We start from the raw sequence: 22,919 nt of genomic DNA, 5'->3' as shown, positions 1-22,919 counted from the left end.
GGGACTGTTTTGGATCTATCTGATCGACAACATAAAATTATTGAAATTGTCAAAAATCAGGCGCCAATTACTGGAGAACAAATTGCAGAGCATTTGAAAGTAACACGTGCAACACTTAGACCGGATCTGTCTATTCTTACAATGTCCGGATTTCTCGAAGCACGCCCGAGAGTCGGATATTTTTATACCGGGCAAACGCCGGATACGATTCTTTCTGAAGAAATTGCCAAGCTTAAAATCAAGAATTTTCATTCCTCTCCCGTTGTCATAACTGAAAATGCATCTGCCTACAAAGCAGTGTGCGAAATGTTTGTTGAGGACGTCGGTTCGTTATTTGTGGTTAATGATGATGGTTTGTTAGCCGGTGTTCTTTCAAGGAAAGATTTGTTGAGAATTGCTATTGGATCGCAGGATATGAATCAGGTTCCGGTCAGCGTCATTATGTCGCGTATGCCAAACATTGCCTATTGCAAGCATAACGATACGGTTTTAGATGTCGCTTTGCTGCTGATCACGAAGGAAATTGATGCTGTTCCCGTTGTGCGTCAAAAAGAAAAAGGATTGGAAGTGATCGGGCGAATGACGAAAACAAATATTACAAAGGCTTTCGTAAGTCTTGCGAATAGAAACAATGTCAGAAAATAGAAAGACAACTGCCTGTGTTTTTTTGTAGAATGCCGTTTCAAATACATAGTTATTAACCGTTTTTTGGCAATCAAGCAATAGGTTGCAGCTTGCTGAGAATTCGATGAGGGCTTTTGTTTCTAATGAGGACGACACTCATTGCTGCAAATGTGCTTAAAAAGATTACGTCCACATTTTTATGTTTTCAATACATCAAACAGGTGAATCTTTCAGTAAGCTGAACGACATGAAAAATTTGCGCTTTCCGTGAATGTGTCAATAAATAGTGGCAAACAGCATAATCTTTTAACACAGCCAGCGAAAAAAGAAAATACTTTTCTCTACCCTAATAATTGATTTTAGTTTATAATAATATCTTGTTGTCCTCTACTTTATTCGACAATTTGTGACATTATTTAAAAAATAAAAACATAAAAGTACATGCAGGATTTTTAACAGGAAATAGAGAATGCTTATTATGATGAAAAAAATCATGTTATTTGTCGACGCAGATGCATGTCCTGTAAAAAAAGAAATAATAATGATTGCGCAGTCGTTCGGTTTGGAGCCCATATTTGTCGCTTCATACGCCAGTTACTCGCCGAACCGGGAGGGCAGATGGGTATTTGTCGACCAAAGGAAGGAAGCTGCCGATCTTTATATTGTGAATCATGTATCTGCGAATGATATTGTCATCACTCAGGATGTGGGGCTTGCGGGGCTGCTTACAAGACGCCGTGTCTTTGTGCTGTCCATTCGCGGTCTGCTGATTGACGAACGCAACATTGATATGCTTCTTGAACAAAGGTATCAGGCTTATCAAGCATTAAATGCCGGAGAAAAAGTGAGGGGACCTCGGCCGTTTACAGATCAAAACCGGAAAAAATTTTCCGAAGCTTTAACAAAACTGTTATGCCGACTCGATCATTAGGATATAAATAAGTAAGAATACTGGTGGTGCATGGCCTTTTGCAACTTCAGGAACAGGTTATCGAACAAATTAGGAAATCTCTGGATATTGTTGATGTGATTGGCAACTACGTGCAGTTAAAAAAGCAGGGAAAGAATTATATCGGTCTCTGTCCTTTTCATTCTGAGCGCACACCTTCTTTTTCCGTATCACCGGATAAGCAGCTTTATCACTGCTTTGGGTGCGGAGCCGGCGGCAATTTGTTCACTTTCATTATGGAAATTGAAGGGATGTCTTTCTCAGAAGCTGCCCAATCGCTTGCAGATCGTGCGAATATTGATTTAGGCCCTTCCTTTTCGAAAAATAGTCATTCAGATCCAAATGATCAAAAGAAGAAACAAATGACTGAAGGATTGGAACTGTTAACAAAATTTTATCATTATTTACTTACAACTGCAAAGTATGGTGCACCGGGAATTAAATATCTTGAAGAACGTGGATTTACATCGGAAATGATCGAACGATTCCGTATCGGATATGCCGTTGAAAGTTGGGATGCCGTTACGAAGCTGCTTCAGAAGAGGGGTGTCAGTCTTGAACTGATGGAGCGCGTTGGTTTGATTAAAAAGCGTGGTTTCGACAATAAATACTTTGATCGATTTCGAAACCGAATTATTTTTCCGATTTTTAATATGAGGGGCAAAACGGTTGCCTTCGGAGGACGGACACTTGGGGAGGATAAACCCAAGTATTTGAATTCACCTGAATCTGATGTTTTTCATAAAGGAAGTATCCTTTATGGTTATCATCTGGCGAGGCAGGCGATTCGTAAAAACAGTCTGGCAGTGCTCCTTGAAGGCTATGTTGATGTTATCCGCGCGCACCAAGCAGGGGTAGCCTGCAGTGTTGCTTCGATGGGAACGTCTTTAACGGAAGCACAGGCGGCAGCACTGACGCGAATGGCCGATACAATTATTATTTGTTACGATTCGGATACTGCAGGCATTGAAGCCAGCTTTCGAGCGGCTGAGATGCTTCAGAAAAATGGGAAGGTCATAAAAATAGCAACGATGCCGGAAGGTCTCGACCCCGATGACTACATTCGCAAGTTTGGCGGTGATCGATTTAAAAGTGATGTAATAGGGGCAAGCCAGACACTGATGACTTTCAAGATGAACTATCTCCGAAGAAAAAGGAATCTAAGTGATGAAGGAGATCGCCTCCTCTATATTGAAGATGTATTGAGGGAATTGACTGCGCAGCATCGTGCGGTCGAACGTGATCACTATCTTAGACTGCTTTCGGAGGAATTTTCAATTTCTCTTGATTCCCTGAAAAAACAGCTGCACCAGATGAGCATCATGGTACAAAGGCGAGAAAAGCAAATCACGCGTACCGCACCGCTTACCCGGAGCAATCGAATCCCACCTGCCTATGAAATGGCGGAGCGAAGACTGCTCGCAAGAATGATGAGAAGCAGGGAGATTTCCGATCAGGTTCAGGATAAAGTAGGCGGTTCTTTTAGCAATGATATCCATCAAGCCTTGGCTGCGTATCTTTATGCCTACTATGCACAAGGAAATCCGCCGGATGAAGGACTTTTTTTGCAAAAACTGGAAGATCCGGCGTTGCAGCGCAAGGCTACGGAGCTGTCCTTGATGCCGATGAGTGAACAGGCGGATGAGAAGGAAATTGAAGATTGTATGCGTCAGGTCATCAGGCGTTCTCAATCATCACTGATTGCGGATAGGGAAGAGCAGAGAAAAAAGGCCGAACAAAGCGGAGACTATGAGCTTGCTGCCCGGCTGCTGTCCGAGATGATCAGTGTGAAGAAACAGTTAGGCCATTATCAATCGGAACATGATTAGGATTTGGAAGGAGGGGGTCAAATGGCTGGAAAAGTCAGCAAGACGGATCAAGAATTAACAGTGGATCAGGAGAAAGAGCAGCTGCTTGAACTGGGCAAAAAAAGAGGTTCTCTCACCTATCAGGAAATCACGACCCGACTTGCTCCATTTGATCAGGAACCGGAACAGATGGATGAATTTTATGAGGCGCTTGCCGATCAAGGCATTGACGTCTCAGATGAATCCGAAGGGCCGGCTTCCAGTGAGAAGCATCATAAAGAAGAGGAATTTGATCTGAACGATCTCAGTGTTCCTCCGGGTGTCAAAATTAACGACCCCGTCAGAATGTATCTAAAAGAAATCGGACGTGTTGATCTTTTGTCTGCGGATGAGGAAATCACGCTCGCAAAACGAATCAATGACGGCGACGAGAGTGCGAAACGGAGACTAGCCGAGGCCAATCTTCGTCTTGTAGTCAGCATTGCAAAACGCTATGTTGGCCGAGGAATGCTTTTTCTCGATCTTATCCAAGAAGGCAATATGGGCTTAATGAAAGCCGTTGAAAAATTTGATTATACAAAAGGCTTTAAATTCAGTACGTACGCTACATGGTGGATTCGTCAGGCCATCACACGGGCAATTGCCGACCAAGCGCGAACCATTCGTATCCCGGTGCATATGGTCGAAACCATAAATAAACTGATTCGCGTTCAGAGACAGCAACTTCAGGATCTGGGACGCGAACCCACGCCTGAAGAGATCGGCAAAGAAATGGAACTGTCACCGGATAAAGTGCGGGAGATATTGAAAATCGCACAGGAACCGGTTTCCCTTGAAACACCAATTGGTGAGGAAGACGATTCGCATTTAGGCGATTTTATCGAAGATCAGGATGCGAAAGCTCCTTCTGACGCGGCTGCTTATGAATTGTTAAAAGAACAATTAGAAGATGTTCTTGATACCCTCACGGATCGTGAGGAAAATGTATTGCGACTGCGATTCGGCCTTGATGACGGGCGAACACGAACTTTGGAGGAAGTTGGCAAGGTGTTCGGAGTCACAAGGGAACGTATTCGTCAGATTGAAGCCAAAGCATTGCGCAAACTCCGCCATCCAAGTAGGAGCAAGCAATTAAAGGATTTTCTTGACTAAGCGGTTGCTCCCATCGGGGGCAATTTTTTTTGTGCCAATACAATAGATCATGAATTGCAGTGATCTCTTTGTTATTCATTTTAATAAGTTTATCGAGAAGATGCAAATTTTAATTGGATTAATTTGGAAAAAATTTGACATTCCACTCTTTCTTTTATTTTAATATAAAATGAAAACGTTATCAATTTCTAATTTAGATTGTTTTTTTATTTGAATTGGTGTTTGTGATACGATAACTGTTGGTATAGTGATGACGAATATAAGGATTGTGATTATGGATACGATACATTTATCTCCTCGATTAAAAGCAGTGCTTCAATTTATCCCTAAGTCCAGATGCTTAGCAGACATCGGATCGGATCACGCACATCTACCCTGTCGAGCTATTCAAGATGGCCGGGCATTAAGGGCTATTGCCGGTGAGGTGCGTTCCGGCCCCTTTCATCAATCGACATCAAATGTTGCAGCTCTTGGCTTTCAAAGGTACATTGATGTTCGGTTGGGGGACGGTCTTGATGTGATTCGTGAACCAGGTGAAGCAGATGCCGTTGTCATTGCCGGAATGGGCGGCGAGCTGATTACGGATATTTTGGAGCGCGGCAAGGCAAAAATAAACAAAGAAACCGCCTTGATATTACAACCGAATATTCGCGAAGCAAGCGTTCGAAAATGGTTAAATGAAAACAGCTGGACAATCATCAATGAAGCGATCGTTGAGGAGCCCCCACATATTTATGAAATCATTTTGGCCAGAAAAGAGACGGCTGCGAGGAAACTTTCCGAACTAGAATTAAAAATGGGTCCGATTCTGTCCATAAGAAAAGAATTAGTGTTTCTAAAAAAATGGAAAAGACGCGAGCAACGGTTAATCAGAATTTTGCAGGCGCTCGGCCAGGCAGAGCAAACGGCTGAACTGGCTCGGAAAAGAGAAGAAAGCGAACGCGAACTGCGTTTAATCCGAGTATGCCTGAATCAGAACTGAAATTTTTGGAAGAGAGAAGCGATTAAGATGGAGAAATGGATATCCGGAGAACGGCTCATTCAGCGCTTCGAGGAATGGGCGCCGAAAAAATTAGCCTATGAAAAGGATAAGATCGGTCTCTTAGTTGGAAGCTTGCACAAGAACGTAAAACGTGTCCTAGTGACGCTCGACGTATTGGAAAATGTTGCTGAGGAAGCGGCAGAAAAACATGCCGATTTGATTGTCGCCCATCACCCGCTCATTTTTCATCCGCTTAAGTATGTTCGCTCCGATGAAGGGCAAGGGAAAATTGTTACCCAATGTATCAAGCATGATATCGCTGTCTACGCAGCACATACTAATCTTGATATTGCTGAAGGCGGGGTGAATGATATGCTCGCCGCACAGCTTGGATTGAGGCATACGGAGATTTTACAGCCGACCTATCACGAGCCATTGTATCAACTCGTCGTTTATGTTCCTCAAAGCCATGCTGATACGATGCGGCAAGTTCTAGGTGATGCAGGGGCGGGTGCGATCGGTAACTACAGTCATTGTAGTTTTTCTGTTCCGGGAACGGGCTGCTTTCTTCCACAGTCAGGTGCTAATCCTTATCTCGGCTCAGTGGGGAAATTGGAAAAAGCCGGTGAACAGCGGATCGAGGTAACGGTTCCTGAACATCTGCTTCAATCCATTGTGACAAAAATGATTCATGCACACCCATATGAGGAACCTGTCTATCAGGCAATTCCTATTAAAAATAAGGGAAAAGCATACGGTCTCGGCAGAATTGGAAAACTTCCGGAAGCCGTGCCATTTGAACAATATTGCCTGCTCGTAAAGGAAAAGCTCGGTATTGACGGCCTGCGCGCTGTTGGGCCGGCAGATGCATTGATTCGCACGGTGGCGGTCTCAGGAGGCGATGGAAACAGTTTAATTCCCTTTGCGAAATACAGAGGGGCAGACGCGCTGATCAGTGGTGACATTTACTATCATACGGCTCATGACGCGTTGCTCAGCGGGCTTAATGTTATTGATGCGGGCCATTATATTGAGCGCGTGATGAAGGAAGGCGTGCAGCAGTATTTAACTCAGGTTATTAAAGAAGAACATTCTGATACAGAAGTGCTGATTTCAGAGTCGGTAACCAATCCATTTCGTTTTATCGTTTAATTAGAAAATCGGACAGAAACCATAGAAACAAGCCCTCTCAATATAAGTGTGAGAGGGCTTGTTTCAGAATGGTGCCGGATGAAGGCTGCACAACAATGAGCGGCTGTATTGAGACAACTCTGCTTATTATTCAGTTTCAAATGATTTTTTTCCTGTGAAAAACAATTTAGCCCGATCAATTGGGATCGAGTGCATGGCAGGTCGGCCGGGTGCTTTCAGATAGATGAGGTTCAGCATGCCCCCATGATTTTTTTTATCATTTATAATTTGTCGGTAAAAGTCTGCGGTTCCAATTAGTGGCGAATTTAACGGAAGCTCCGCTTGATTAAGCCGCTGCATCAAACCATCTGAAATACTGTCTTTCGTCAGATCATAAGCTTCGAATAATTGTACTATTTGAACCATCCCAATGCTGATGGCTTCACCGTGAGCGAGTGCACCATTTGAAAGAAGCTCGATCGCGTGGCCGATTGTGTGCCCAAAATTCAGAATCTGCCTAAGGCCTGCTTCTTTCTCGTCTCTGCAGACAACCTTTGCTTTGTAGGAAATGCTTTGATGAATGAGTGGCTCTACATGTGTGATAATTTCATCCGGATGGTGTATCTCACCAGTCATCTGCCAAAATGTCCCACCTTCTAATGCGGACATTTTGATAATCTCGGCGTAGCCTTCGCAAATAAAACGTTGCGGCAGTGATTTCAGCGTGTCAGGATCAATAAAAACGGCATCAGGCTGGTAAAACGTACCGATAATATTCTTAGCTGTATCTAAGTTAATCGCTGTTTTTCCACCAACGCTGCTGTCCACCTGTGCTAAAAGTGAAGTCGGAATTTGAATGAAAGCAATACCGCGCATATAGGTTGAGGCAACGAAACCTGCGAGATCGCCGATAACACCCCCTCCAAGCGCAAGTACGCCGTCAGACCGTGTGAACTGGTTGTTTGCCAGTGATCGGTATAGTCGGACCGCGATCTCCCAGTTTTTGGACGATTCACCGGCGGGAACTTGAAAAGCAACGACGCGGAATCCGGCTGTTTGCAATTGCCGGATGATGCGTTCCTGATAGAGCGGCGCAACATGGGTGTCACTGATAAGGGCTATTTTTCGCGGCGACCAGATTCCGGTAAGCAGTAAACCCAGTTGATCCAGAATTCCGCGTTCAATGAATATTGGGTACTTTTTATGCGGCAGTGCTACGGATATTTTCACGGTTAGTCCTCCCATGATTCCATGCATTTCCGAAGTGCGGCAATACATTTTGCCATGGTGAGGTAGTCATCAGGTTTGAGCGCTTGCGGACCGTCGGACACGGCCTTTTCCGGACGGTCATGAATTTCAACGATGATACCACTGGCGCCGGCGGCAGTGCCGGCGTATGCGGCGGGAGCGACCAAGTCTCTAAAACCGACGGCATGACTCGGATCAACAATGACTGGATAGTGTGTCAGTTTCTGCAGGACTGGAACAGCCGCCACATCAAAAGTATTTCTGGTGTATTTGTGATCGAAAGTCCGGATTCCGCGTTCAATTAAAATAATATCAGTATTGCCGTTGCTGGCAATATACTCAGATGCATTCAGAAGGTCGTCAATGGAAGCGGCCATCCCGCGTTTGAGTGCAACTGGAATAGCGGTCTTTCCCACGGCTTTTAATAAAGAAAAGTTTTGCATATTCCTTGCACCGATCTGCATTACATCCGTGTATTCCGCAACGAGCGGCACATGGGTTTCATCCATAACTTCGGTAATGACATCCATTCCATTTTCATCCGCAGCTTTGCGCAGGTAGCGCAGTCCTTTTTCACCCAGACCTTGGAAGGTGTAGGGCGAGGTTCGCGGTTTAAATGCTCCGCCACGTAGAACGGATGCACCGCCAAGGCGGGCAATCTCAGCCATACGCCGAATATGATCCTCCGACTCAACAGAACATGGACCGGCCATGATTGTAAAGGCGTTGGCACCGATTTTTGAGTGAGGCAGCTGAACAGTGCTGTCGGCAGGATGAAAGTTGCGGCTTGCCTGAACATAAGACGGCGTTTCCGAAATGATTTGTTCAATGACCTCAGATTCATGATCTGTAAACCGATATTGATCAAGACCGACAACCGCCATTCGCAGGCCGGACATAAATACTTGCTTACGCAGGTTTCTGAATTTTGAATGGAATGCCTGTTGTATTTCCGGTGTGACTGTTTGTTTAAACGTGATGATCATATAATTTACCTCACTTTAAAATGGTTTTGAATATCTTTGACACTAATTGTTCCTGCTTTTGATCGATGGAGATACAGAATCAGCGAGTTGCAAATACTGATTGACTATATAATTTTCGGTAAATCCGTAGGCTTGCAGAAGTTTGGCTGCCGAACCGCTGGCTCCGAATGGATATGCTCCAAGTTGGATGGCTGATCCGTGGCCTGCCGACAGAACAAATCGGTCGCGGTTAAACCATTTTGGGTCTTCCGGGTTCAGGCGCAGATGATTGCGCCACAAAATGTAAGCCATTGGAGCAGCCCCGAGCGCTGGCCTCGGATGTCCCGATCCCGCTCGCTCAATACAGTCACAGCTCAGCATTGACACATAATTGATCGATCAAATTGATTTTCATACCTCCTTCACTCCTTCCTGTTTTTGGGGGAAAAACAACTGTATGAACTGAAAAAAATCCCGCGGTTATCAGTAAACCGCGGGACTCTCTTCGGGATCATTCACCGGAAATAGGAAAAGCCACACAGTTTATTGACCTTGAATCGGACAACATCTATGCGGCTTGTTTTTTTAATACATGAAAAACAACTTTGGCCGGCACAGATGCAAACGGAAGTGTTTGCATCTGCGTGACTCGCGGATACAAACACTAACTAAACCAGCCAAAGTAATCGTATCGATTGTTTTGAAAACAACTTTTCCGTTTTATCATCATTTTAAAAACTCCTAAACCAGTTGGTGTGAATTACAATAACAATTTGTATGATGAATGTCAAGATAAATTCAAAAATTACCATTCAATAGATTGACCGCTTCTGATTGACAGAGTTCAGATTGCGTGCTACGCTCTCGATAAAAAATGGAAAAGAAGGAAAACGATGAATGCTGTCCTATTAAAAAAACTGACGATCGGATCCGGTCGTCAGAAAATCTGTGTGCCGATCACCGCCACTACAAAAGAAGAAGTGGTGAACTCGGCTGAACAGATTCTTGCAGGTCCGGTTGATTTTATTGAGTGGCGCATTGACTTTATGAAAAACAGTTCTTTGACTGATCTTCTGAATACTGCAGGCCAGCTTCAAGTTGTGCTGGGGCAAATTCCTCTGCTCGTCACATTCAGAAGCGTGAATGAAGGAGGAAAACAATCAATTGGAGAAGAGGAATATTTTCAACTGTATATAACACTGGCGAAACGGAGACTGGCAGACGCATTCGATTTGGAGCTTTCTCGTCCCGCCGAGACGCGAAGGAGTTTAGTTAACCGGTTACATGAAATGGGGAGAAAGGTCATTTTCAGTGCACACCATTTTTCAGATACCCCGCCTGAGTCTGTCATCATTTCGACCTTGAAAAAAATGGAGGCCGAAGACGCGGATATCGCAAAAATTGCGGTAATGCCCTGCTCGCCGGCGGATGTGCTGGTCTTGATGAATGCAACCTTAAAAGCGAGTGAAGCAATGACGGTTCCAGTTATTACGATGTCCATGGGAGCTTTAGGCAAACTGTCAAGAATCAGCGGTTCGGTTACCGGATCGGCGGTTACATTCGGCAGTGTAGATCAAGCTTCTGCTCCCGGGCAGATCGAAGTGGGGTTTTTGGAACAAATCCTGAATCAACTGCAGACTAACTAAACGGATACGTATGGGATCAGCACGCAGTATCCAACTGCATCAGATCGTTAGATTTTGAAGCCAATCCACCTATTACCTACCCAACAATGCACAGGATTAGTTCGTTTAGCAGAGCAGTGGGGGGGCTCATCGCGGCGGCAGGTGGGATAATGGTCTCTTTTCTATGAAAAGAGTGATTCATTTGGGTGCCGGGAGGCAAACAAAGCAGATGAGTCTGATTAACTTTTCCTGGTTTTTACTTTAATCTTTGGTAAAATATTTTTATTTTTTGCCGCTCGGCTTTCGGTAGACCATGTTTCTGGATCTTTCGGATCATATTGATCAAGGAAAAGAATCACTTCCTTAGTTAGTTGCGTGGGTGTTGAGGCACCGGCTGTAACAGCAACTTTTTGCACGCCATTCAACCATTCAAGCTTGAGCTCCGATAAGTCAGCAATCCGATAGGAACGGGTCTTTGCAATTTCTTTTGATACCTGAGCGAGACGGTTTGAGTTATTACTTCGCGGATCGCCGACGACGATCAGCAGATCGGCCTCTTTTGCTTGTGTTGCAACCGCCTCCTGACGTGTTTGCGTTGCCTGGCAAATTTCGTTGCAATTTTCCGCCTGCGGGTATTTGGCTTTAATATAATTCATCAGATCCATGACGTCCCATTGACTCATTGTCGTTTGGTTAGTGATCAGAATCTTGTCCGTATCGAGCTGGAGCTGATCAACGTCCTCAATGCTTTCAACAAGATGAACACGATCCGGAGCGACGCCAAGTGCTCCTTCAGGCTCAGGGTGCCCTTTTTTACCAATATAGATTACGTGATAGCCCTCTTTTTTCTTTACCTTAATCAATGTATGTGTCTTTGTTACATCAGGACATGTCGCGTCAATTGAAGTAAGTCCTTTTTGTTCTGCTAACTGCCGCACTTCGGGTGAAACTCCGTGAGCCGTAAAAATAACCGTACCATGGTCGATTTCATCAAGCAGTTCAGTGCGTCTCTTACCGCGCACATCCAGCGTGATTACTCCATCTTCCTTTAGTGCCTCAGTGACATGTTGATTATGCACAATCATTCCAAGTATATAGATCGGCCTTGGCAAATCCGGATTCATCGCTGCTTTCCTCGCGATGACCAGAGCGCCGACAACACCGTAGCAATAGCCTCGCGGCGAGACTTTAATAACGTCCATGTCATTCTCCCCGTTCTGCACTACACGCAGTAATTGGATTTACTCAATTATTATAAATGAGGTGGGGTGGGAACACAATGAATTCGCAGCCGTTAAATATACATTCGCGGTACAGATGGTTTGGTGGGCAAACGGTCACTGTTCAATAAAGAATCAGAGATATTGTTTTTGCTTGAACCGGATGCACTCTGCTCACTTTTTGTGTTTTTGTTATTTATTTTTTCTGAGCTATGGACTGAACTGTCTGAATGATTATCTGAGTTCTTATCGGAGGCAGCAGACGAGTTCGTTTTTTCTGTAGTGTCCGATTTATCCTTTTCGGTCTTCTCTGTTTCTCCCTGCATCCCCTTCAGCGCACTTAAGATGGCCGGAGCGTTCTTAACGAGCGGACCGAACTGTTGAATCATTGGCAGAACGGTTTGAGCTGTCTGAATCGCTTTTTGAGCGTTCGTGATTATTCCAGGCAAATTCAGATTTCCTGTTGTGCCGGCTGTGTTTTGTGAAAGAAATGAAGCAATGAATCCGCCAAGACCACCTGTTCCTTGAGACGCAGGCAGGGGAGCGGGAGCCGGTGGTGGTTGTGCTGGCATTCTTGGAAAAATTGGTGGAAAGCCGCGTGTTGGAGTCATGGGTAGGGTATTGGTCGGTGGCGAATTCCGGTAGAATGGCTGCGTGTGCCCATGCTCAAACGGTGGCATGTTAAATCCTTCCTTTCTTTTACGGAGATTATGATGCATCCTTAAGTTTTAAAATCATAGATCTGTCCATTTAAATCTGTTGATAAAAGGTAAGATACTCGTTGATAATTTAGTTTATGTTGCGGCGCCTATTCGGTGACAAATGCGGGAATTCCTTTGCAGAGCATGTAAAGCAGCATCTATGGTAAAATAGCAAGGTATAGGAGGGGGTTGTCTGTGCTGAAAATTGGATCACATGTTCATATGTCCGGTGCTAAGATGCTTCTTGGCGCCAGTGAAGAGGCTGTGTCGTTCGGAGAAAATGTTATGATGATTTATACCGGCGCACCGCAAAATACGGTCAGAAAGCCGATTGAGAAGTTAAATATTGAGGCCGGCAAAAAACATATGGAGGAAAACGGCGTGGGAGAAGTCGTCGTTCATGCTCCGTATATCATAAATATAGCAAATACGGTGAAGCCGGAAACATTTGCGCTCGGTGTTTCATTTCTGCGTAAAGAAATTGATCGTGCGGAAGCACTCGGTGCAAAACAAATTGTTCTGCATCCTGGTGCACACGTCGGTGCCGGTGTCAATGCGGGGATTAATAAAATTGTTGAGGGGTTAAACGAAGTTCTTGAAGCACGGGATACCGTGCAGATCGCCCTAGAAACAATGGCAGGCAAGGGCAGTGAATGTGGATTCCACTTTGAGCATCTTGCCCGAATCATCGATGGGGTGCATTTGAATGAAAAACTTTCCATTTGTTTCGATACATGCCATACAAATGATGCAGGTTATCCGATTGCAGAAGATTTTGACGGAGTGCTTAGCAAGTTTGATCAAATCGTTGGCGTTGATCGGATTAAAGTCGTGCATGTGAATGACAGTAAGAACGCTGAGGGATCGCGTAAAGACCGTCATGAAAATATAGGACTTGGTACGATTGGTTTTCATGCACTTAATTATATTGTGCACCATCCGCAGTTTGAGGTGTTGCCTAAAATTTTGGAAACACCTTATGTCGGTGCGGACAAGAAAAATAAAAAACCGCCTTATAAATATGAAATCAATATGTTTAAAACGCAGAAATTTAATGAATCATTAATTCATGATATTGAAACCGGCAATTAATGATTGCCAACTGTTTAAGAAAAATTCCGAAGCCCTTGTTAAAAGAACTTCGGAATTTTTATGCAGGATTATAAATTTTTTGCCAATTGCTCGAATTGCTGCTCAAGACGTGCAGCAAGTGTCGCACCGATTTCTTCATCCAAAATTTTTCGAAGCCTTTTTTGTCCCTGCGGCTGAAACGGATTAATGTTTTGATTTTGCACACGGCGAGCGATATTCGCAGTTTGCTGCTTGGTTACTGCAATATCGTATTGTTCAGCATATTTATAAAGTTCCTCAGAAGTCAGTCGATTCATCTTTTGAATGACAAGCTGTTCAATAAATGGATTCAAATGCTTCACCCCTGCACTCAAGAATTTTATTTACTGAATAGACTATGACTCGAAACGTTAATTAATGCGAGGTCGTTACGGTTGATTTTTCTGAAAAATGTCGGAACTTGTCTAACAATAATTGCCAATAAATGTGTCACAATGTAAATGATTAAAGTATAATTAAGGACATCAAGAAAGATAAAAAACAGTGTCCGTATCATCTTCTTCCGGTGAACAGAGAAACCTGTTTTTCGGCTTGAAAGGGACACAGCGCGTTATCGTATGCTTTCATTTGGGGAATGGTGAAAAAAAGTTGTTACTATTGCAGAGGGAGTGATAACCATTATTTACCGAGATTCCTTACTTTCTGTCTCCGAAAAGTATCAATTTGAAGAACAATTATCCTTAGAGATGCGATTTTGCATGAACCCTGATGGTCGAATATTAGAATGCAACAAAAAGGGACAGGTATTGGTTGATCAATTTGGCCCGCAATTTCTCCACTTTTTTACGGAACAGACCGCTGTCGAAGCTGAGGATTATTTGAATACGATCATGAAAAGCGACGATATTGTCTCTGCATTGCTGAGAGATAAATTAAGCGATCAAGATCTCGGCATTCTATATAATGGTTTTTCAAGAGATGGGAAAATAATTCTGGTTGGTTATCGGACACAAATGATGTCACGTCTTGTTGGTGAATTCGCCCATGAATTAAGAAATCCTTTAACCATAATTAAAGGTTTTATTCAATTGTGCGGTCATACGAAAGAGTATGACAAATTTCAGCCGATTATTTTATCAGAAGTGGAACGCATGTATACGATTTTGGAAAACTTTCTTACCCTGTCTTTAAGAAAGAGTACATTTGTCCGCATGAACCCTGATGAGCTTTGCAAGAAACTCATAGCATTTCTGTCATCAGAATGTGCTGTTCATAAAGTCACTTTTGATTATGACATTTCCTATTCTGAGAACGTTTGCAAAGTTGATCTTGACAAGATTAAACAAGTCATGATCAACTTGCTTCGCAATGCACTTGAGGCTTTTGACGGACACACTCATGAAAAAAAGATCATGTTTCGTGGCAGTGTGGAAGATAAGGGCTATCGCTTTGCGCTGATCGATAACGGTCCGGGGGTTGAAACAGATGTCCTAAAACAGATGGGAAAGCCTTTATATACAACAAAGTCAAGAGGGACGGGCATTGGTTTGTCACTTTGCAAAAAAATTATCGCTGATCACCGAGGCACATTTTGTGTGAGCAGTGTCGTGGGAAAGGGAACAACCGTCAGCTTCTTTCTTCCGTTTGTCTCGCCATAATTTTTTCCATAAAGTGCATCTGTGAAAATGATCATTCTGAGTCACACTATACCTGATCCTAAAATGAAAGCGAGGGGTCATTGTGGCTGATAAGGATCATTTTCACGATGAAGACTCATTATACGATAAGCAAAGTGCGTATCGTAATGAGGAGTACGCAAAGGAATTGGCCGCCGATCAATATGATCCGGAGGCGGAAAGAGGGCGTGCAGATGGAGAAGGCCATCGACGCATCGTTGAAGGTGGCAAGGGTGTCGGCTGGCTTGCACTGATTTGCTCTGTAATTGCCCTGTTCTTTTTGCCGATCGTTTTAGGTATAGCCGGTATCATCATCGGTTATATAGCACTCAGAGAAGGTGCTCGTACTTTAGGCGGATGGGCAATTGGCATCGGATGCTTAGCTGTATTGATTCAGTTGCTCTCACCGTTATTTTGGTAAAAAAACAAAAGAATCCTTACTTCGGTAAGGATTCTTTTGTTTTGGCAAGCATATTATTAGAGATGAGTATGTGATAAATGATACACTTAACATGAGATAAATGGAACTTAAAAAAAAGGAATGAATGCTATGGATACAATGGAAGCGATAAAAACGAGACGTTCGGTGCGCAAGGTGTCAGACAAAGAGCCATCTAAAGAATTAATTGAACAAATTCTTGATGCGGCGCGAAGAGCGCCGAATCATATGAATACAGAACCGTGGCATTTTATTGTACTGACCGGTGAAGGGCGGAATAAACTGGGCGATGTATACGGCAGGCTGAATCAGAAGAATCTTGAAAATGCAGACCAAGCTGCTCTGGAAGCAGCATATGAAAAAGGGGTATTAAGCGCCAAACGTTCGCCGGTCATCATTGTCGTGACGGTAGAGCCAAGCGATAATCCACGCGCGTATGAAATTGAGGACATCGAAGCCGGTGCCATTGCGGCGCAGAATCTGATGCTCGCCGCACATGCGCTTGGACTCGGAACCATTCTGCGAACCGGCGGAGCAGCCTATACAGAAGAAGCTAAGGAACAGTTCGGTGTATCTGAAAAAGGTCACATCATCGGTTTTGTATATCTCGGCTATCCGGCTGAAGGAGCTGTTCCAAAAGTTCCGGAACGTAAGTCAGTGGCGGAAATTACTGAATGGGTCAACGCATAAGAACTGATGAAGTGAATGAAATAATACGTGGTATCTCAAAAGTCCGTTTTTGGCTTTGAGATACCTTTTTTACAAGCTGAGAAAGATACAGGACATGAATGATGAATCCGTGCGCGGGCAGCGGGTTCCTGTGAGAAGCCTTATTAATTGCGGGCAGTCGGAGCGTAGCATAAATTCACTTTGAGATCTTAAAGAACAGGCAGGAGAGAGGTTGGGGTACTGAATCAATGGTGGAAGTTCAGAAAACCTTATAGTATAAGAAAAAATTTAGCGAGGCCAAGGCTTTTAACACCGACCGATCTTCTACACAATGCGAAAGGAAAGATCCTTTTGGTCGGCGTTTCTTTTTATATAGACATTTCTAATTCGATATTTTTTAGAAGCAAAAATCCGCCGATGCTGTTTTTTTACAGTCTTGACGGATTCTATACTAAGGAATAAGTTAACTTTGGTTCTGATTTTCAGTTTAAATATTAACTTTTTCTTGTTCTGCTTTCTTTTTTGCAAAATAATCTTCGGCTAGTTTATCAATTTCAATTTTCAATTCTTCAACCATGCGATCCTCAGGTACCTTCCGAATTACTTCACCATGACGGAATAAAAGTCCTTCGCCTCTGCCACCGGCGATACCGATATCAGCTTCGCGCGCTTCACCCGGACCATTGACTGCACACCCGAGCACAGAAACTTTGATCGGTGCATTAATCTTGGAAATGTACTGTTCCACCTGATTTGCGATTTTGATTAGATCGATCTGGATGCGTCCGCATGTCGGACAAGAGATTAATGTGGCGGCATTGGTCAGCCCGAATGTCTTCAACAATTCACGACAGACTTTGATTTCTTCCACTGGATCTGCAGAGAGGGAGATGCGCATCGTATTGCCAATCCCTTTATTAAGCAAGATACCGAGACCAGCCGCGCTCTTAACTGTACCAGAAAATAATGTACCCGATTCGGTAATACCTAAATGGAGCGGATAATCAAATGTGCGCGCTGCTTTTTCATAGGCTTCGACAGCCAAATCAATGTTTGATGCTTTCAGGGAAACAATAATATCATGAAAATCAAGATCTTCGAGGATTTTAATATGATGGAGGGCACTCGCAACCATTCCGTCTGCTGTAGGATAGCCGTATTTATCCAAAATATGTTTCTCAAGCGATCCGGCATTCACACCGATACGTATCGGAATATGCTTCTCTTTTGCCGCACGGACAACTGCTTCGACGTTTTCTTGTTTGCCGATGTTTCCAGGATTGATCCGGATCTTATCCGCACCGCCTTCGATCGCTTTTAATGCCAATTTATAGTTAAAATGAATATCCACAACAAGTGGAATATGAATCTGTTTTTTTATTTCCGGAATTGCGAGCGCGTCCTCCATGTTCGGACATGCAACACGAACCATTTGGCAACCGGCATCTTCTAAACGGTGGATTTGCGCGACGGTTGCTGCAACGTCTCGCGTTTTTGTTGTTGTCATGCTTTGTATAATGACTTCGTTAGATCCGCCGATCGTCAGGTTGCCAACCTTGATTTTTCTCGTTTTCGTACGATGTGTAATTTCAGACACGAGCGATTCGCTCCTTTATAAATAAGTGAATGATTTGTGAATCTTTCGGTATGGTCAGTATACCATGAATTGGAGCGGCCTGCCTGAAATATTCCCCATGTGAAAGACTTTACATAACTGGTTTCCCAATGATTAAGGTGTTGATGCAGCCGATGAATCGTCTGCCTTGTCATAACTAGGAAAAGCATACGTTTTTCCGATCTGAAGATGGTTGGGATCAACTGAGGGGTTAAGTACAGCAAAGTCCTTCAGTACTTTTTCTATGGACTGCTGGTTTTCATTGATTCGCTCGGTAATTGAGAGTAAGGTGTCTCCGGGAGCAACGGTGACTCTTTGATAGGCGATTACTGCCTTCTCTGATGCTGCAGGTTTTGCAGGCTCCGATGCTGCATTCCCTGCAGGAAGAGAACCTGAACTCAGATCTGCGTAGCTTGTCCAACACATCAAAAGAAACAGAATGGTGAAGAATCTTTTTTTCATCTTTTTTTGCTCCGTTCAAAACGTATTTACACCAATAAGTGCGCTACTAACATCTATATGCCGGAGGGTCGCATAATATGCTTGTTTTTTGAAATAAACTCACTATTTTTTTTAAAGCCTTTTCCTCAACCATGGTGTATGGTTTAATTAATATTGGAAGAAAGCAATTAACTCGTATAACACATAGATAAAAGAAAGAAAAATGATTTGCTTCTATATAAAAGAGGAGGAACGTAATGGATCTGCTCACATATCCTGCAGGTGGTTTTATCGTTATTTTACTTGCCTCGTGCTTTTTATTCGCGGAGCTGCTTGTTAAAGCAAAAGGACTGCTCGCACTGACCGCAAGCGGCCTTTTTATCTACTATTTTTTGCATTTTCTTACAGATCAGGCTTCACCCTGGATTTTTTTGCTGCTCATTGGCGGGTTGCTTCTCATCATCATTGACGGCAAGTTGTTTACGACTGGGATCATCGGCGTATTCGGTTTTATACTGATGGTACTTGGATGTGCGCTTCCCACCCCGACTCTTCTCTACGGCATGCTGGTTGGTATTGCCTTCGTCATTGGGGCTTGCGGGTCGCTTTTCTTTCGAAAAATATTGCCTCAGCGCGATTATCTTGATAAATTGATGCTGCATGACAAGCTTTCCAGCGACAAGGGCTATAATTCCATTAACAGTGATTATCACGAGCTGATTGGCAAAGAGGGAAAGACGATGACTCCATTCCATCCGGTCGGCACAGTGAAAATTGACGGGAAAAATTACAGCGCAATCACAGACGGTATTTTCTTGGAGAAGAATGCTGCCGTTAAAGTAATTTCTGTTGATGGGACACGTATTTTTATCGATCAGGTTGATGGTGAGAACTAAGGAATTGAGCATTGATCAGCAATACAAATTGTTTTAAAAATAGATGTTGTCATTTACAACCAATTATGGTATATTATTTCTTGTCGTTGGGACAGGCATTAACGAATAAAAGATTTTATTGACAAGCCTTAGCGCTTGTGATAAATTAATTCTTGTTCTGATTTTGTTCCACAGTAGCTCAGTGGTAGAGCAATCGGCTGTTAACCGATCGGTCGTAGGTTCGAATCCTACCTGTGGAGCCATGGCGGTGTAGCTCAGCTGGCTAGAGCGTACGGTTCATACCCGTGAGGTCGAGGGTTCGATCCCCCCCGCCGCTATTTTTTGTTTTACTTCACTTCACAATGGCGGTTATGGTGAAGTGGTTAACACACCGGATTGTGGTTCCGGCATGCGTGGGTTCGATCCCCACTAACCGCCCGTGGACCCTTAGCTCAATTGGTTAGAGCTGACGGCTCATAACCGTCCGGTTGTAGGTTCGAGTCCTACAGGGTCCACCACTTATCATGGAGGAATACCCAAGTTTGGCTGAAGGGATCGGTCTTGAAAACCGACAGGGGCTTCACGGCTCGCGGGGGTTCGAATCCCTCTTCCTCCGTTGGTATACATAAGTATTACCTTGCAAACACTCGGAAGTAGCCATTTAAAGGCATTTCCGGGTGTTTTATTTTTGTTTGTAAATGCTGCTCTTGACAATCATCCTGAAAAGGAACTTTTTTTGACAGACTGTCTGTGCAACTTTAAAATAAAACATAGATTGCCGTCAGCACTTGAATCATGGCATTCGATTTTGCTGTTTGCATGAAATCATCGATTTTTTTGAACGAATTTTTGTTGATTGTTCTAAAAAAGGAATAAGTAACGAATACATATAGCTGGAGCAAAGCACATCTATAAGAGGCGTATACTTATGAATCTGCAGCCGAGGAGGGGAAAAAGTGGCTAAGGAAACAGTGAAAAATAAAGGAACAAAGCACAATTTGCCACTCAGGCTGAATATACTCTTTCTTGTCGTGTTTGTGGCGTTTGCCGGATTAATTCTGCGGTTAGGCTATATCCAAATTGTCAGAGGAGATTATTACCAAGCGCTTGCAAAGGATAACAATACGCAATCGGCACGTATTGAATCCGCGCGAGGAAAGATATTTGACACGAACGGGGTAACCCTTGCGGATAATAAAGCGGAGCTGGCGGTTGTCTATATTCGCAATGCGGGTATCAGCGCTAAAGAAGGGCTGAAGCTTGCACAAAAGCTTTCCAACTATTTGACGATGGATAAAAAAGCGATTTCCCGTGTTTCAACGAGAGATAAGCAAGAGTATTATATTCTTACTAAATTCAAGAAATTAAGTGATGCGTATAATAAATATTTGACCGCAGCGGAACAAAAAAAGTACGCAAAGAAGCAAGGTCAATTGTACAAGCTTCTTCTATCCAAAGTTCCGAAATCCGAATTAAAAGGTTATTCGAAAAAAGATGTTCAAGTGATGGCCATTCAGCATGAATTCAATCAGGCATCAAATTTGAGTCCTTACATTATCAAAAGGGGTTTAAACGTCGCCGATAAGGAATACATTAACGTGGTCGATCACTTGAATGATTTCGGTGGCACAATTCAGACCGCCGATGTCTCTTCAAGAACGTATATTAAAGACAAACCGTTCTACGTAGGTAAGATGGGTCCGATACCTGAAGATAAAATTACTGGCTATCTGGCTCAGGGATACAGCCGAAACACGGATGTTGGCATCAGTTATCTTGAAAATCAATATGAAAATTATTTGCGCGGCGTTCCGATGACGCTGACTTACAAGACTGAAAAAGGGCTTCCGGTCGGAAATCCCACGATTAAAGCTGGACAGCGAGGGGATGATCTGCAGCTGACCATTGATATCAGGCTGCAAAAGAAACTCAATCAAGTATTGGAGCAGAAAATATTGGCAGCACGATCAATAGGAGGCAACGGTCAGAACAACAGTGCTTACGCGGTCATGATGAATCCGAAAACAGGTGCGATTTTGGCCGTTGGCGGCAAGAAATATGTGAATGGCAAGTTTGAAGATGTGTCAAGTGACACAATCACCTCTCAATTTGAAATGGGGTCCGCGGTCAAAGGGGCAACGGAACTCATTGGTTTTCAGCATCATGCTGTTCCGGGACATTTTTACGACATGGAGATTAAATATCCGGGTGAGGGCAATGATTCTTTTTCTTCATGGGAACCAGGCGGACTGGGGATGCAGACTCCGGAAACGGCACTGCAGCATTCATCGAACGTATTCATGGCGGCAATTGTGTCGAATATGGCGGGTATTTCTTTATCGTCGGCAGGGGGCCATTATAACGCGAGATTTCCTTCTCCTTATAGTGCGAAGTTCGTAAAAGCAGTGAATGATTTGCGAAACGGATACAGCCAATTTGGAATGGGCGTCAAAACCGGTGTCGATCTGCCAACCGAAGGGACCGGATATAATGGCGGCATGCCGGATTACTCCGGGCTGATTCATCAGTTTGCGATCGGTCAGTATGATACGTACACGCCAATTGAAATGGCTCAGTATATTTCAACGATCGCCAATGGCGGCTATCGGATGCAGCCACATTTTCTTGAGTCTGTGCATAAGCCCGGCAGCGACCCGGATCAGCTTGGCAAAACTGTGTACAGCGTTACACCTAAAGTGCTGAACACGATTGGCAACAATAAACGTGATTTGGCTCGTGTGCAGCACGGCTTGTATTTAGTTACCCATAGTGCCGACGGAACCGGCGGTGTCTTTTACTCACAAGGACAAAAGTATAAAGTAGCGGCAAAAACCGGCACGGCGCAGATTGATAAAAAAGACAAAAAACTTTATAATGAAACCTTGGTTTCCTATGCGCCGTATGACGATCCGCAAGTCGCAATCGCGGTCGTTGTGCCAAGGGTACGAAATGGGCATCAAAATCAGGAAATAGCTCTTGAAATGTATAAAGAGTACGACAAGTATTATCATTATACAAGTCAGGGGAATTAAATAAAATGCAACTATATTAACGGTTTTTGGTTGTATGAACTGCCCTCCCCTAAAGTTATCCGGGTCTGTCCCCTGTAAAGTAAACAAGCTAATAAAACAAAATTTATACAGATTTTTCTTGAGCCAAACGTCAGTGCTCCATTAGCGTTTGGCTTTTTAGGTGCGCCCGGCATCGACAACAGCTACAGGTTCGCCAGCAGGAACTGTTAGCGATGGCTGGGGTGTCTGAGTGGGATCTGAAGGAAGCTGGAGCAAAATTCTGATTTGATGAATAGGAATTGCTTACCAAAATCAAAACAATTAAAGATCAATATCTTTGTAGACTTTCAGCTGCTCTTATCTTTCTGAAGTTGAGAAAAGTCGTTAACTGTGGTCGTTTCAACACTTCATTGCAAACGTTTTTATGTTTCAAACCCATTTTATTAATCGTTATATATGATCCTCTGACTATGATCTCAATCATTCAGAACTAGATTTTCTTTAAACAAACAAAAACTGATTCGATTGGAGAATCAGTTTTTGTTTTTGGCAGGTATCTTTGATAGATCAAAAAGCCCACTAGCGGCGAGCCCGATCGCAATTCCATTGAATATATGTTCTCTGATGGTTCCTTCAGTAAATGTGAACCCTGCTGCAAGGCCAATCATCAACGAAATGGCAGGCATAATTTTGGATGGAACATATTGCTTTACCACT

Annotated in this window: 20 protein-coding genes, 5 tRNA genes and 2 pseudogenes; 18 read left to right on the top strand and 9 right to left on the bottom strand. The window is 43.6% G+C overall.

What is annotated here, in order from left to right:
- Positions 1-9: 9 nt before the first annotated feature.
- From ccpN to NIE88_RS11120, 6 genes are all read left to right on the top strand, one after another.
- On the top strand, positions 10-645 hold the full coding sequence (gene ccpN, locus NIE88_RS11145) for a transcriptional regulator CcpN (protein WP_253062152.1): 636 nt from the start codon (positions 10-12) through the stop codon (positions 643-645).
- Positions 646-1,105: 460 nt separating this feature from the next.
- Positions 1,106-1,555 (top strand): YaiI/YqxD family protein, encoded by a 450-nt coding sequence (locus tag NIE88_RS11140; RefSeq protein ID WP_253062151.1) that lies wholly within the window; start codon positions 1,106-1,108, stop codon positions 1,553-1,555.
- Positions 1,556-1,593: 38 nt separating this feature from the next.
- The gene (gene dnaG / locus NIE88_RS11135; RefSeq protein ID WP_253062150.1) at positions 1,594-3,402 is read left to right on the top strand and encodes a DNA primase; all 1,809 of its coding nucleotides are present in this window, start codon (positions 1,594-1,596) and stop codon (positions 3,400-3,402) included.
- Between the two features lie 21 nt (positions 3,403-3,423).
- Entirely contained in the window at positions 3,424-4,533 is a 1,110-nt protein-coding gene (gene rpoD, locus NIE88_RS11130) for an RNA polymerase sigma factor RpoD (RefSeq protein WP_253062149.1), read from the top strand.
- 274 nt (positions 4,534-4,807) lie between these two features.
- Positions 4,808-5,515 carry a tRNA (adenine(22)-N(1))-methyltransferase gene (locus NIE88_RS11125; RefSeq protein ID WP_253062148.1) on the top strand — a complete coding sequence of 236 codons (708 nt, stop codon included), beginning with the start codon at positions 4,808-4,810 and terminating at the stop codon, positions 5,513-5,515.
- A gap of 27 nt (positions 5,516-5,542) precedes the next feature.
- Positions 5,543-6,667, top strand: a complete 1,125-nt coding sequence (locus tag NIE88_RS11120) for a Nif3-like dinuclear metal center hexameric protein (protein ID WP_253062147.1) — start codon at positions 5,543-5,545, stop codon at positions 6,665-6,667.
- A gap of 126 nt (positions 6,668-6,793) precedes the next feature.
- Here the strand turns inward: NIE88_RS11120 and aroB are convergent, their stop codons facing one another.
- From aroB to NIE88_RS11105, 3 genes and pseudogenes are all read right to left on the bottom strand, one after another.
- Positions 6,794-7,876 (bottom strand): 3-dehydroquinate synthase, encoded by a 1,083-nt coding sequence (gene aroB / locus NIE88_RS11115; RefSeq protein WP_253062146.1) that lies wholly within the window; start codon positions 7,874-7,876, stop codon positions 6,794-6,796.
- 2 nt (positions 7,877-7,878) lie between these two features.
- Positions 7,879-8,880, bottom strand: coding sequence for a 3-deoxy-7-phosphoheptulonate synthase (aroF, locus tag NIE88_RS11110; RefSeq protein WP_253062145.1), 1,002 nt, complete (start codon positions 8,878-8,880; stop codon positions 7,879-7,881).
- A gap of 186 nt (positions 8,881-9,066) precedes the next feature.
- Positions 9,067-9,255, bottom strand: a pseudogene (locus tag NIE88_RS11105) (thiamine pyrophosphate-binding protein); the annotation flags it as partial.
- A gap of 497 nt (positions 9,256-9,752) precedes the next feature.
- On the opposite strand from NIE88_RS11105, the gene aroD reads away from it, so the two are divergent.
- The gene (gene aroD / locus NIE88_RS11100) at positions 9,753-10,505 is read left to right on the top strand and encodes a type I 3-dehydroquinate dehydratase (protein ID WP_253062143.1); all 753 of its coding nucleotides are present in this window, start codon (positions 9,753-9,755) and stop codon (positions 10,503-10,505) included.
- A 218-nt stretch (positions 10,506-10,723) separates the two neighbouring features.
- Here the strand turns inward: aroD and NIE88_RS11095 are convergent, their stop codons facing one another.
- Both NIE88_RS11095 and vrrA read right to left on the bottom strand, forming a co-directional pair.
- Complete coding sequence (locus NIE88_RS11095; protein WP_253062141.1) at positions 10,724-11,686, bottom strand: 4-hydroxy-3-methylbut-2-enyl diphosphate reductase; 963 nt, start codon at positions 11,684-11,686, stop codon at positions 10,724-10,726.
- Positions 11,687-11,778: 92 nt separating this feature from the next.
- Positions 11,779-12,384: a VrrA/YqfQ family protein gene (gene vrrA / locus NIE88_RS11090; RefSeq protein WP_253062139.1), complete on the bottom strand. Its 606-nt coding sequence runs from the start codon at positions 12,382-12,384 to the stop codon at positions 11,779-11,781.
- Between the two features lie 216 nt (positions 12,385-12,600).
- Here vrrA and NIE88_RS11085 point away from each other — a divergent pair, with 216 nt between their 5' ends.
- Positions 12,601-13,497, top strand: a complete 897-nt coding sequence (locus tag NIE88_RS11085) for a deoxyribonuclease IV (RefSeq protein ID WP_253062137.1) — start codon at positions 12,601-12,603, stop codon at positions 13,495-13,497.
- Between the two features lie 68 nt (positions 13,498-13,565).
- Here NIE88_RS11085 and NIE88_RS11080 read toward each other — a convergent pair whose 3' ends face one another.
- Positions 13,566-13,829: a DUF2624 family protein gene (locus NIE88_RS11080; RefSeq protein ID WP_253062135.1), complete on the bottom strand. Its 264-nt coding sequence runs from the start codon at positions 13,827-13,829 to the stop codon at positions 13,566-13,568.
- 453 nt (positions 13,830-14,282) lie between these two features.
- Here NIE88_RS11080 and NIE88_RS11075 point away from each other — a divergent pair, with 453 nt between their 5' ends.
- The 3 genes from NIE88_RS11075 (at position 14,283) to NIE88_RS11065 (ending at position 16,281) form a co-directional block, all read left to right on the top strand.
- Positions 14,283-15,134, top strand: a complete 852-nt coding sequence (locus NIE88_RS11075; protein WP_253062133.1) for a sensor histidine kinase — start codon at positions 14,283-14,285, stop codon at positions 15,132-15,134.
- Positions 15,135-15,216: 82 nt separating this feature from the next.
- Positions 15,217-15,573: a hypothetical protein gene (locus NIE88_RS11070; RefSeq protein ID WP_253062131.1), complete on the top strand. Its 357-nt coding sequence runs from the start codon at positions 15,217-15,219 to the stop codon at positions 15,571-15,573.
- 129 nt (positions 15,574-15,702) lie between these two features.
- Positions 15,703-16,281: a nitroreductase family protein gene (locus tag NIE88_RS11065; protein ID WP_253062129.1), complete on the top strand. Its 579-nt coding sequence runs from the start codon at positions 15,703-15,705 to the stop codon at positions 16,279-16,281.
- Positions 16,282-16,747: 466 nt separating this feature from the next.
- On the opposite strand, the gene ispG is transcribed toward NIE88_RS11065, so the two are convergent.
- Together ispG and yqfZ are read right to left on the bottom strand one after the other, a co-directional pair.
- A complete protein-coding gene (gene ispG, locus NIE88_RS11060; RefSeq protein WP_309247034.1) occupies positions 16,748-17,857 on the bottom strand; it encodes a flavodoxin-dependent (E)-4-hydroxy-3-methylbut-2-enyl-diphosphate synthase in 1,110 nt (369 codons plus the stop codon).
- Between the two features lie 132 nt (positions 17,858-17,989).
- Complete coding sequence (yqfZ, locus tag NIE88_RS11055; protein WP_253062127.1) at positions 17,990-18,337, bottom strand: protein YqfZ; 348 nt, start codon at positions 18,335-18,337, stop codon at positions 17,990-17,992.
- A 236-nt stretch (positions 18,338-18,573) separates the two neighbouring features.
- Here yqfZ and NIE88_RS11050 point away from each other — a divergent pair, with 236 nt between their 5' ends.
- The 7 genes from NIE88_RS11050 to NIE88_RS11020 all read left to right on the top strand — a co-directional run bounded on the left by NIE88_RS11050 (position 18,574) and on the right by NIE88_RS11020 (position 22,223).
- On the top strand, positions 18,574-19,212 hold the full coding sequence (locus NIE88_RS11050; RefSeq protein ID WP_253062125.1) for an NfeD family protein: 639 nt from the start codon (positions 18,574-18,576) through the stop codon (positions 19,210-19,212).
- Between the two features lie 167 nt (positions 19,213-19,379).
- A tRNA-Asn gene (locus NIE88_RS11045) sits at positions 19,380-19,454 on the top strand.
- Between the two features lies 1 nt (position 19,455).
- Positions 19,456-19,529: transfer RNA gene (locus tag NIE88_RS11040), tRNA-Met, on the top strand.
- 27 nt (positions 19,530-19,556) lie between these two features.
- Positions 19,557-19,629: transfer RNA gene (locus NIE88_RS11035), tRNA-His, on the top strand.
- A 3-nt stretch (positions 19,630-19,632) separates the two neighbouring features.
- A tRNA-Ile gene (locus tag NIE88_RS11030) sits at positions 19,633-19,709 on the top strand.
- 8 nt (positions 19,710-19,717) lie between these two features.
- Positions 19,718-19,807: transfer RNA gene (locus tag NIE88_RS11025), tRNA-Ser, on the top strand.
- A 340-nt stretch (positions 19,808-20,147) separates the two neighbouring features.
- Positions 20,148-22,223 (top strand): peptidoglycan D,D-transpeptidase FtsI family protein, encoded by a 2,076-nt coding sequence (locus NIE88_RS11020; RefSeq protein ID WP_253062123.1) that lies wholly within the window; start codon positions 20,148-20,150, stop codon positions 22,221-22,223.
- Between the two features lie 512 nt (positions 22,224-22,735).
- Here the strand turns inward: NIE88_RS11020 and NIE88_RS11015 are convergent.
- Positions 22,736-22,919, bottom strand: a pseudogene (locus NIE88_RS11015) (hypothetical protein); the annotation flags it as partial.

The sequence above is a fragment of the Sporolactobacillus shoreicorticis genome (genome assembly GCF_024125445.1).
Taxonomy (GTDB): domain Bacteria; phylum Bacillota; class Bacilli; order Bacillales; family Sporolactobacillaceae; genus Sporolactobacillus; species Sporolactobacillus shoreicorticis.
Note: the sequence above shows the minus strand (reverse complement) of the source record. Positions and strands in the feature narration are given on the sequence as shown.

Excerpts from the sequence above, each read along its gene's own strand:
- yqfZ (WP_253062127.1), bottom strand. The coding sequence starts at position 18,337 with ATGAAAAAAAGATTCTTCACCATTCTGTTTCTTTTGATGTGTTGGACA.
- NIE88_RS11095 (WP_253062141.1), bottom strand. The coding sequence starts at position 11,686 with ATGGACGTTATTAAAGTCTCGCCGCGAGGCTATTGCTACGGTGTTGTC.
- vrrA (WP_253062139.1), bottom strand. The coding sequence starts at position 12,384 with ATGCCACCGTTTGAGCATGGGCACACGCAGCCATTCTACCGGAATTCG.
- NIE88_RS11125 (WP_253062148.1), top strand. The coding sequence starts at position 4,808 with ATGGATACGATACATTTATCTCCTCGATTAAAAGCAGTGCTTCAATTT.
- NIE88_RS11140 (WP_253062151.1), top strand. The coding sequence starts at position 1,106 with ATGAAAAAAATCATGTTATTTGTCGACGCAGATGCATGTCCTGTAAAA.
- aroF (WP_253062145.1), bottom strand. The coding sequence starts at position 8,880 with ATGATCATCACGTTTAAACAAACAGTCACACCGGAAATACAACAGGCA.
- aroD (WP_253062143.1), top strand. The coding sequence starts at position 9,753 with ATGAATGCTGTCCTATTAAAAAAACTGACGATCGGATCCGGTCGTCAG.
- NIE88_RS11050 (WP_253062125.1), top strand. The coding sequence starts at position 18,574 with ATGGATCTGCTCACATATCCTGCAGGTGGTTTTATCGTTATTTTACTT.
- rpoD (WP_253062149.1), top strand. The coding sequence starts at position 3,424 with ATGGCTGGAAAAGTCAGCAAGACGGATCAAGAATTAACAGTGGATCAG.
- NIE88_RS11120 (WP_253062147.1), top strand. The coding sequence starts at position 5,543 with ATGGAGAAATGGATATCCGGAGAACGGCTCATTCAGCGCTTCGAGGAA.
- NIE88_RS11065 (WP_253062129.1), top strand. The coding sequence starts at position 15,703 with ATGGATACAATGGAAGCGATAAAAACGAGACGTTCGGTGCGCAAGGTG.